The sequence below is a fragment of the candidate division WOR-3 bacterium genome (assembly GCA_026418155.1).
In the GTDB taxonomy this organism is placed as follows: Bacteria; Hydrothermota; Tepidihabitantia; order Tepidihabitantales; family CAIPLT01; genus JAOABV01.
This window is the reverse complement of the sequence record JAOABV010000068.1, coordinates 1-8,889: the sequence shown is the minus strand read 5'-3', so window position 1 is coordinate 8,889 and position 8,889 is coordinate 1. Positions and strand designations below refer to the sequence as shown.

The following is an 8,889-nucleotide window of genomic DNA, read 5'->3' as shown; positions in this document are numbered from 1 at the left end:
CTCAAGATTTATTTGATGCAGCAAAGATTGATGGTTGTGGTCAATTTCGAACCCTGTGGCAGGTTGTTGTGCCTTTATCCAAAGCGCCGATTATCACAATTGCAATCTTTGATATTATTGCCAGTTGGAATTCATTCTTTTGGCCCTTGATAGTAACTCATTCAGATTCGATTCGACCATTACAAGTGGGATTAGCGTATTTTTCCCGAGAATTTTCTACTAACTATCCAATGTTAATGGCAGCATCAACTTTAGCAATTTTACCATTAGTAATTCTCTTCTTCTTTGCCCAAAAACAAATCATTGAATCTTATGCACGAAGTGGGTTGAAAGAGTAAGTGTAAACTTATTTATAATTATATGTAAAGATATTAGTAAAAGTGCTATATTTTTCTCAATATTTTATTAAATAACGAGAGTTCATAAAATATTCAGATAAGAATAATGCCTAAAATAAATACTAATAAACGAAAAAGAGAGCAGAGACACTATTCAAAGCAACGAGGTAGCAAAAGCAAGCCAATAGGTGCTAAGCCTTTTAATGGCTACAAGGATTTAAGAAAAAATGAATTACGAGAACTGAAGAAGTTGACCTTACAAGAATCTATTCGACAAACAGAATTACTTTTAAGAGAGGTAACGAAATGGAAGAAATGATTCAGGCGTTCGTAAAAGTTCTTGAACAATTTAAAATCAAATATGCTATAATCGGTGGTATTGCGGCATCAGTATGGGGAAAACCGAGAATGACGCTCGATGCCGATGTTGTCGTTTTACTTTCTATTGAAAACATTGCTGATTTTCTAAAAGCATTAAGAGCAAATGGTTTTTTAATTTCAGAATCTTCCGAACCAAAGATAATTAGTAGATTAAGACGATTTCTGCCAATTAAAGTTCGTTATACAAAATCAATATCCTGTGATGTAAGAATTTCCAGTTATTCGATAGACCAAAATGCAATTGAACGGGCAAAAAAAATTAAGATGTTCAATACTCGAGTTGCGATAGCAACACCAGAAGATGTTATTGTTTATAAATTGGTTAGATTTGAAGACATTGATAAAGCAGATATAAAAACTATTGTTCAGCGAATGGGAAAGAAATTAGATTTTGCTTATATTAAAAATTCGGTTAAACAACTTTCTCAAGAAATCGGCGACAAAAATATTCTAAACAACTTACATTTTCTTTATTAGAGAGGGATGATATTTTGCCAAAAACAAATCTTCTTATCGATTTCTTGCACGAAGTGGATTGCAAGAGTAAAATACAATAAAATGCCGAGCGATAAACTCCAGATTATCACTTGCTTGATAGCAGTTTTCAGATAAAATTGAAGTTATGATAAAAGGCAATAAAGGTCTTTTTAATAAAAAACGATTTGAATGGCTAAAACAAGAAAGAATTGCATCTCTCCAAAAACTATCCATTAAAAAAAGTGTTAAAATGATGGAGACACTTGTCGGTTTTGCAAACGAATTACGAGATAATTTTCTTTTGGATGAGCCGGTTTCACTAAAAATTGGACTAAAAAGGAATAAAAAACGATAAATGTCCGACAAGGTTAAATTAGAGAATGCCTTTAAGGAAGTTATTGCTTTCTTAGAAAAGTATAAAATTTGATATTTCATCATTGGCGGAATTGCCGCTGGAGTATTAGGAGAACCAAGAATGATTGGTGATTAAATATTTAAAGATTAAAAAAAAGACTTTAGCGGTCTTAATTGCAACAAACAATATATAAAATATGTATCCGAGTCTTTTTATTTGAGGCTCACAGTTTTCCGAATGTGTTATCTGATGACTTGGTTTGTGACCTGATAAGCGAGGAGTTTAGAGGCGTAAGATGCGACCTGCGATAAGTCATAAGAAACGACCGATTAAACTCGGTATCAAATAATCTTTTAAGCATTTATCTAAGGGTTCTTTTATGCGGAATTTTATCTTGAGTTTTACGCGTCTTAATAGCAGAGAATCTAAAAATGCTTTTTGCCCTGGTTCTGTATCTCCTGTTTGATGTACCCCACTATACCCCTTGTAAATAGTGATTAGTTGTTAGTTATTGGTTATTAGTGGGTTAGATAAAATTTGTCATTGATTTTATTATGCCTAAGAGGTATAATTTTATCCACGAATTATATAAATGTGCTGAATAATACGAATATAGGAATTGAATTAAACATATGACAGAAGAGACACAAAGTTTTTATAAAGAATTAGGCAAGGTCTTAGCAAAGTATCGAAAGTCAGCCAGGTTGTCTCAAGCCGAATTGGCTAAAAGGATTGGGCTTTCAAAAAAGAGAGGATATTGTCATATTTCAGAATTAGAAAACGGCAGAACAAAGAAACCTTCTCTGGACATTATTCTTCGTTATCTTAAAGTCTGTCAGGTGCCATGGCCTAAGTTCTTTCAAGAGTTGGCGCAGATTGATTTTAGAATAGAACACGAAAAGATTCTGAGCCAAATTGAAATGCCCAGCACTTTGACTCCTCAGATGAGGCAAAAGGTTGACCGGGATACGGCATTATATGAGACTAAAATTCAATATCCCAAAGCACCTTTTCCCAAACTGGATTGGGAGCGAATTAAAATTAAAGTTGATAAGAAAGTTAAAGAATTACTCTTTAATCATCAACTTACTGAAGACCAGAAGACACCCTATTTTACTTTTGTCAAAGAATTGATTGATAATTATGATAATCCTCAAGTTGAAACAATTTTTGAAAAGTATTATCGGTCAAAGGAACTAAATTGGCGAATTGTAAGTGAGATTAGAAGTATTATTTATAAGATTGTGCGCACCGAACAGAAAAGACTGCTTAAGCCAAAACCCCTGCCCAAAGAAAAGATTAGTATGATGGCAGGTGAGTTTCTAAAATACCGAATAAAGATTGAACCGATTGAGGAGCAAGTGCAAAAGAAGTTAGGTGAACTTGTGGTGCCGACGATTTATAATCAAGCATATAAAGACTTTGCTCGAGAATGTTTCAGTGTCTTTAAGAAATTTTATCATAAAGACCCAATGCGACTAACTCAGCGTTTGACAGAAATTAAGAAAATTTGGCAGGCAAAAGGATTGAATGAAGAAGTTATGGATGCGATTAAAGAGATAGTAATACAAGGTTTTGCTAAAAACAAATAGATAAGCACAAATTTTTAATTATGTTCAAATAGATTTTCCTGCCAATTGACCACAAGCTGCAAGAATGTCTGTTCCTTTGCTTTTTCTAATTGTAACACAAGGTAGTTTGGGATAAAGTTTCTCAACAAATGCTTTCGTTTGTTCAATGCTTGGACTTTCGTATTCAGAACCGGGGAAAGGATTAAATGGAATAATATTTATCTTGCAAGGGATTTTGTCAATTAATCTTTGTAATCGCAAAATATCTTTGGAATGGTCATTAACCCCTTTTATCAACACATATTCAAAAGTTACTCGTTTCTTTTTCTTGGCTGAATAATATCTGATTGCTTCAAATAATTTTTCTAAGGGATACTTTTTGTTAATCGGCATAATTTTGTTCCTAATTTCGTCGGTTGTGGCATTAAGGGAGATAGCTAATTTGGCTTGTAAAGGAAATTCAGCAAAATCATAAATTCGGTCCGCAATTCCGGCAGTAGAGACTGTTATATGTCGAGCACCAATATTTAGTCCATAATCAGAATTGATAAGTTCAATTGCTTTTATGGATTCTTCGTAATTAAGAAACGGTTCTCCCATACCCATAAAAACAACATTAGTAATTCTTTGCTTAGTTAATAATTGAACTTGGAGCACTTGGTCTGCAATCTCATAAAATTTGAGATTTCTTATAAAACCGATTTTCCCAGTATAACAGATGGAACATTGTAAAGGACAGCCGACTTGAGTTGAGACACAGACCGTTCTTCTTTTGCCTTCAGGAATGAAGACTGATTCAACTTTATTGCTATCTTCCAGTTCCAACAGAAATTTTTGCGCACCGTCAATTGAGATTTTTCTGTCTAATACTTTCAAGTAACTGATATAATAATCTTTTTTAAGTTGTTCTCGTTTTTGTTTAGATAGGTTTGTCATTTGATTAATCTCAGTAATTCCTTTTTGCCAAAGCCAAGTAAAGATTTGCTGAGCCCGATAATTTTCCCAACCAATTTTATTGACCATTGCTTTAAGTTCGGTTAAGGTCAATTGTTTTAAGTTAAGCATAGATTAACAAAAATAAAAAACTAAAAATAGAAATATTGATGGTGTCAGGTTTGAATCTTTTTCTTATTTTGACAACTAATATTTGGTATTTAATATTTAATTTATGTTTGCTCATTCGCTTTTATAACGAATATTTAGTATAATACCAATCGCAATAAAATAAAAGAGTAGAGACGAACCACCATAACTTAAAAAGGGTAGTGCAAGTCCGGTAATGGGCAAAAGTCCTAATGCCATTCCAATATTAACTAATACTTGATAGGTTAAAACAGCAAATAAGCCAATCGCAGTCAGACTGGAAAAATCATCTCGGGTTTTTCGTGCGGTCATCAGCAATAGGTAGATTAAATAAAAATAGAGAAGTAAGAGGAGTATGCAACCAAAGAATCCGAATTCTTCAGCAAAAGTTGAAAAGATAAAATCATTATGCCGATTCGGTAAAAATGCCAATTTTTTCTGCGTGCCAGATAAAAAGCCTTTTCCCCATAACCGACCTGAACCAACTGCAATCTGAGATTGTATCAGATTCCAACTCATTCCTTTAGGGTCAAGCCAAGGTGATAAGAAACTCAAGATGCGGGCTTTTTGATATTCTTTTAAGTGCATCCAGATTATCGGTGATAAGAGACCAGCAAAGATATTTACAATAATTATTATTAGCCAATTGAAAAGCGTTGTTTTTCGATAAGAGATAATCAACAAGATAATAAAAAACGGAATCCAAAGATAAAGAGAAAACCCTGCGATGAAACTTAAAATAGGGGAGAAGAGTAAAAAGATATGAAATAAAGATAATCCTTTCCAATATAACATTACTGCCAGTATTGGTAAAAATATTAAGGCAGTGCCTAAATCCGGTTCTAAAAAGATTAATGCCGAATAGGTAATTACGGCGACGACAGGTAAAAACAAATCTTTTATTCTAAATGAAATTGGCTTATTTGCCCAAGATTGCGCAAGGAAAATAATTAGCGCTAATTTGGCAAATTCGCTTGGTTGAAAATTGATAAATCCTAAATTAAACCATCGTTTTGAACCAACGCCTGTGCCGATAATCAATACTGCTATTAAAAGGATTAACATCAGAAGATAAAAATAAATTGCCGTATTTTCCCAAAATCGCCGGGGAATTTGATAAGCAATAATTAATCCCATAAGGGCAATAAAGAACCAAATAATCTGACGCAGAAAAAATGTTTTACCAACTGCACTATAAATCGTGACCGCGCCAATTATAAATAGAACTAAACTGATAACCAGAATGGGAGATAAACGAAATTTATTCATTATGGGTGATTTGATTCTTCAAACTAAAATATTTTTGCATGAGTTGTTGAACGATAGGTGCTGCGATGGCACCGCCTTTGCCAACATTTTCCACAATAACACAGAATACGACTTCCGGATTTTCAGCCGGGGCATAACCAACAAACCAGGCATGGTCAGGATGGGGTGGATTTTCCGCAGTGCCGGTTTTACCAGCAACTGTGACACTTGGTAAATATGCACCACCGCCTGTGCCAAACTTAACAACATCTATTAAGGCTTGTTTAATAATTTTAATATTTTCTAATGTTATAGGGATTTTTCTTTTTTTCGGGGTAAATTCATAAACAATCTTATCGCCATTTTTAATCATTTTTAGGAGATGCGGTTCATAAAATTCACCGTCACCAGCAATAACTGAATAGAGCACGGCCAGTTGTAGTGGAGTGACTAAAATTTCTCCCTGGCCAATAGCCAGATTAGGAATCACGCCAGATGTCCATTGGTTTTTGCCATATCGTTTATCTAAATACTCGCGAGTCGGCACATTGCCCGCACGTTCCGGTTGTAAATCAATATTAGTTTTCTCATTAATTCGCCATTGCAGAAGATAAGAAGTGAGTCGGTCTAAACCCAATTTTAACCCAAGTTGATAAAAATAGATATTACAAGAATAAGCAATAGCATTGGTCAAATTGAGTGAGCCGTGTTTGGTCCAACATTTATATTTCCGATTACCATAAGGAAAACTTCCTTGACAAGGAGAGAAGCGTGTTTCTTTATCAATCAGATTTGATTCTAAACCAGCCAAAGCAATTAATGGTTTAATTGTTGAACCAGGTGGATAAGAACTCATTAAAGCCCGATTTAACAAAGGCGAGGATTTATCTTTGATAATCTTTTGCCATTCGCTACTTGCCATGCCTTGAGTTAATAATTCAGCATTGAAACTGGGTTGTGAAACCAGACATAAAATGCCGCCATCTTTCAAATCAATTCCAACTACTGCCGCGCGTTTATATTTACTAATCAGTTCATAAGATAATTTTTGTAATTCAGCATCAATGGTGAGATAAATATCGTTGCCAGCAACCGGTAATACTTCTCGTTTTTCCGGTAAAGGTCCGATTTCACGGCCAGCGGCGTCAATTTCAGCATAACGGATACCTTCTTTGCCTCTTAAATATTTTTCGTATTGGGCTTCAATCCCTGAGCGTCCGGTATAATGCCAGGGCCGATAATAAGTATCAGATTTCATCTCTTCAGGTGTAACTTCACCTAAATAGCCAATTAGATGTGCGGAGGATGGTCCAAGGGGATAAGTGCGAACTGGTTCAATTTCAATCGAAACCCCAGGTAAAATCTTGGAATTTTCTTCGATTTTTAATACTGTTAATAAATCGAGATTTCTCTTTATCTTTATTGGTGTTCGAAGATAAGCAAAATTAGTCAGCCAATCTTTTATTCTGAGATTATCAATCTGAGCAAAATCCATAAGATTATTCATAGTCAGGCTGTCCATTTCGCAGGGAATTACAGATAAAGCAAAGGCAGGTCGGGAATCGGCTAAAATTGAACGGTTGCGGTCAAAAATCTTTCCGCGGGCTGCCGGAGTAAAGACTTTTCTAATCCGATTGGCTTCAGCCAGACGAAAATACCTTTTGCCCGCAATAATCTGGAGTTGAAAGAGTTTTCCGATAATGATAAGTAAAAACAGTCCAATCAGAAAGATTAATTTTCTACGCCGAAACTCTATCTCCATAAGGATTAGTCAAAATTTATCAATAAAGGTATACCTTTATATCACCTATTACCGGTAAAATAATTTTGTAATTAAAATTTCTAAAGGTAAGGCAATGGCTATTAGAACAATTACAGATAACAACCAATTGGTAAATCGTATTTGACTATGGGTAAAGATTAGTCCTATCAGATATTTAAATATTAATACTACTAATACGATGCCGATTAAATACACTCTTTGTTTATAAATAAAACGATGGATGCTATTACAGGCATAGGCGATTATAGTGGTGATAATAATAGGAAATCCAAAATATATTGGGTTGATTAGGCCCCAGAGGATGCCCGTCCAAATCCCTAAAATCAAAGATGAAACAGCCGTGTCGTATAAAGAAAAAATCACTAATCCCAAAATTGTTAAATCTAAAGGGAATTGACCGAAACTGACTTGGATGAGAAATAAAATATAAATAAATAGGATGCTAAAAAATAATCTCATAAGAAAATTTTTGTTCTGAAGAAAACCAGCAATTTCTGTGAATACCGAGTTTTAGTAAAAATCAGATTGCTGATTTTCCGTGTGTCTGGTAATATCATATGCTTTTAACGAAATCGTGGTGTAAATGGAACTTCAATTTTTAATTCCTGCAGTTCCTGATTGAGATTTTTTAATTGGCGCTTAGGAGTTTCTTGGAATAAATTGGATTTGTTAGTTAATACTGATACAACTTCTAAAGTGTTGAAATTGACAAAAGGTTTGAGTTCCACATATTGAAAAAAACTGGTTGAGTCTTGAGTAATCTTAGTGACAATACCAATATTGATACCTTTGGGAAATATGCCACCTAAACCTGAAGTTATGACTGTATCATTGATTATAATATCACTTTCAGCAGATGTGTATTTGAAGCGGAAGCGTCTAAAATTTGTGCATTCAACCATACCGACAACACGGCTTCGAAGAATTTGTCCGGAAATTTTTAGCCCGGGGCTTAATGCAGTTTCGACAATCGATTGAAATGCGGTAGCGTCAATTATAATTCCAACTAATCCTTCAGGAGTTATCACCGGCATATTAACTCTTATGCCATCAGATGTGCCTTTATCAATTGTTAAGAATCGGTTAAAAGTTTCATTATCCCGAGCAATAATGTTGGCTGAAATTAAATTAATATCTTCAAACCCTGGGTTCTGAGATTTAAGCAATTTTTCTCGCAAAAGACTATTCTCTATTGCCAGTTGAGTTGCCAGTCGGAGTAATCGTTCATTTTCTTTTTTGATCAGCCGTATATTAGTCAATACTTTATTAACGAATTCAACTGGTGCTAAGAATATCATTCGGGGATATTTTGTTATTTTTAATTTGAATGAGATAGGTAAAAAGGAAGTGATTAGGCTCAATATTAAAGTTATAGCCAAAATTCGGTTGGGAATGCGATTCTTCATTACCCGTTAAAATTAGGATAATTAGGACTGGATTTTTGGCTTTAAATTTTTAGAAAATTATGTTTTTAGAATCAATTTTTCGTGTGCTGAAATATCTTCAAGAATTTTTCCGGCACCAATTACGACACAATCAATCGGATTTTCTGCAACATAGACTGGCAGATTGGTTTCTTCTTTTATTAAAAGGTCTAATCCTTTAAGCAAAGAACCACCACCTGCCATATAAATACCTCGGTCAACAATATCC

The 8,889-nt window shown here is 34.3% G+C and carries 10 protein-coding genes; 4 read left to right on the top strand and 6 right to left on the bottom strand.

Annotated features, from left to right (window positions below; all coding sequences use genetic code 11):
* The 4 genes from N2201_06820 to N2201_06805 all read left to right on the top strand — a co-directional run.
* Positions 1–338 (top strand): ABC transporter permease subunit (locus N2201_06820; GenBank protein ID MCX7785916.1); only part of this gene is annotated, 338 nt, incomplete at its 5' end.
* A 306-nt stretch (positions 339–644) separates the two neighbouring features.
* The gene (locus N2201_06815; GenBank protein MCX7785915.1) at positions 645–1,196 is read left to right on the top strand and encodes a nucleotidyltransferase; all 552 of its coding nucleotides are present in this window, start codon (positions 645–647) and stop codon (positions 1,194–1,196) included.
* A 145-nt stretch (positions 1,197–1,341) separates the two neighbouring features.
* Positions 1,342–1,551, top strand: a complete 210-nt coding sequence (locus tag N2201_06810; protein ID MCX7785914.1) for a hypothetical protein — start codon at positions 1,342–1,344, stop codon at positions 1,549–1,551.
* A gap of 632 nt (positions 1,552–2,183) precedes the next feature.
* Entirely contained in the window at positions 2,184–3,143 is a 960-nt protein-coding gene (locus N2201_06805) for a helix-turn-helix domain-containing protein (GenBank protein MCX7785913.1), read from the top strand.
* Positions 3,144–3,167: 24 nt separating this feature from the next.
* Here N2201_06805 and rlmN read toward each other — a convergent pair whose 3' ends face one another.
* The 6 genes from rlmN to N2201_06775 all read right to left on the bottom strand — a co-directional run.
* Positions 3,168–4,187, bottom strand: a complete 1,020-nt coding sequence (rlmN, locus tag N2201_06800; GenBank protein ID MCX7785912.1) for a 23S rRNA (adenine(2503)-C(2))-methyltransferase RlmN — start codon at positions 4,185–4,187, stop codon at positions 3,168–3,170.
* Positions 4,188–4,298: 111 nt separating this feature from the next.
* Positions 4,299–5,474 carry a rod shape-determining protein RodA gene (rodA, locus tag N2201_06795; GenBank protein ID MCX7785911.1) on the bottom strand — a complete coding sequence of 392 codons (1,176 nt, stop codon included), beginning with the start codon at positions 5,472–5,474 and terminating at the stop codon, positions 4,299–4,301.
* Entirely contained in the window at positions 5,467–7,215 is a 1,749-nt protein-coding gene (gene mrdA / locus N2201_06790; protein MCX7785910.1) for a penicillin-binding protein 2, read from the bottom strand. The genes rodA and mrdA overlap by 8 nt, the downstream gene beginning before the upstream one ends.
* A 48-nt stretch (positions 7,216–7,263) precedes the next feature.
* Positions 7,264–7,695, bottom strand: a complete 432-nt coding sequence (locus N2201_06785; GenBank protein MCX7785909.1) for a hypothetical protein — start codon at positions 7,693–7,695, stop codon at positions 7,264–7,266.
* 104 nt (positions 7,696–7,799) lie between these two features.
* Positions 7,800–8,642, bottom strand: a complete 843-nt coding sequence (mreC, locus tag N2201_06780; GenBank protein ID MCX7785908.1) for a rod shape-determining protein MreC — start codon at positions 8,640–8,642, stop codon at positions 7,800–7,802.
* A 57-nt stretch (positions 8,643–8,699) separates the two neighbouring features.
* A partial coding sequence (locus tag N2201_06775; protein ID MCX7785907.1) for a rod shape-determining protein occupies positions 8,700–8,889 on the bottom strand: 190 nt, incomplete at its 5' end.

Coding starts and splice junctions, on each gene's coding strand:
- N2201_06815 (MCX7785915.1), top strand. CDS start 645: ATGGAAGAAATGATTCAGGCGTTCGTAAAAGTTCTTGAACAATTTAAA.
- N2201_06810 (MCX7785914.1), top strand. CDS start 1,342: ATGATAAAAGGCAATAAAGGTCTTTTTAATAAAAAACGATTTGAATGG.
- N2201_06805 (MCX7785913.1), top strand. CDS start 2,184: ATGACAGAAGAGACACAAAGTTTTTATAAAGAATTAGGCAAGGTCTTA.
- rlmN (MCX7785912.1), bottom strand. CDS start 4,187: ATGCTTAACTTAAAACAATTGACCTTAACCGAACTTAAAGCAATGGTC.
- rodA (MCX7785911.1), bottom strand. CDS start 5,474: ATGAATAAATTTCGTTTATCTCCCATTCTGGTTATCAGTTTAGTTCTA.
- mrdA (MCX7785910.1), bottom strand. CDS start 7,215: ATGGAGATAGAGTTTCGGCGTAGAAAATTAATCTTTCTGATTGGACTG.
- N2201_06785 (MCX7785909.1), bottom strand. CDS start 7,695: ATGAGATTATTTTTTAGCATCCTATTTATTTATATTTTATTTCTCATC.
- mreC (MCX7785908.1), bottom strand. CDS start 8,642: ATGAAGAATCGCATTCCCAACCGAATTTTGGCTATAACTTTAATATTG.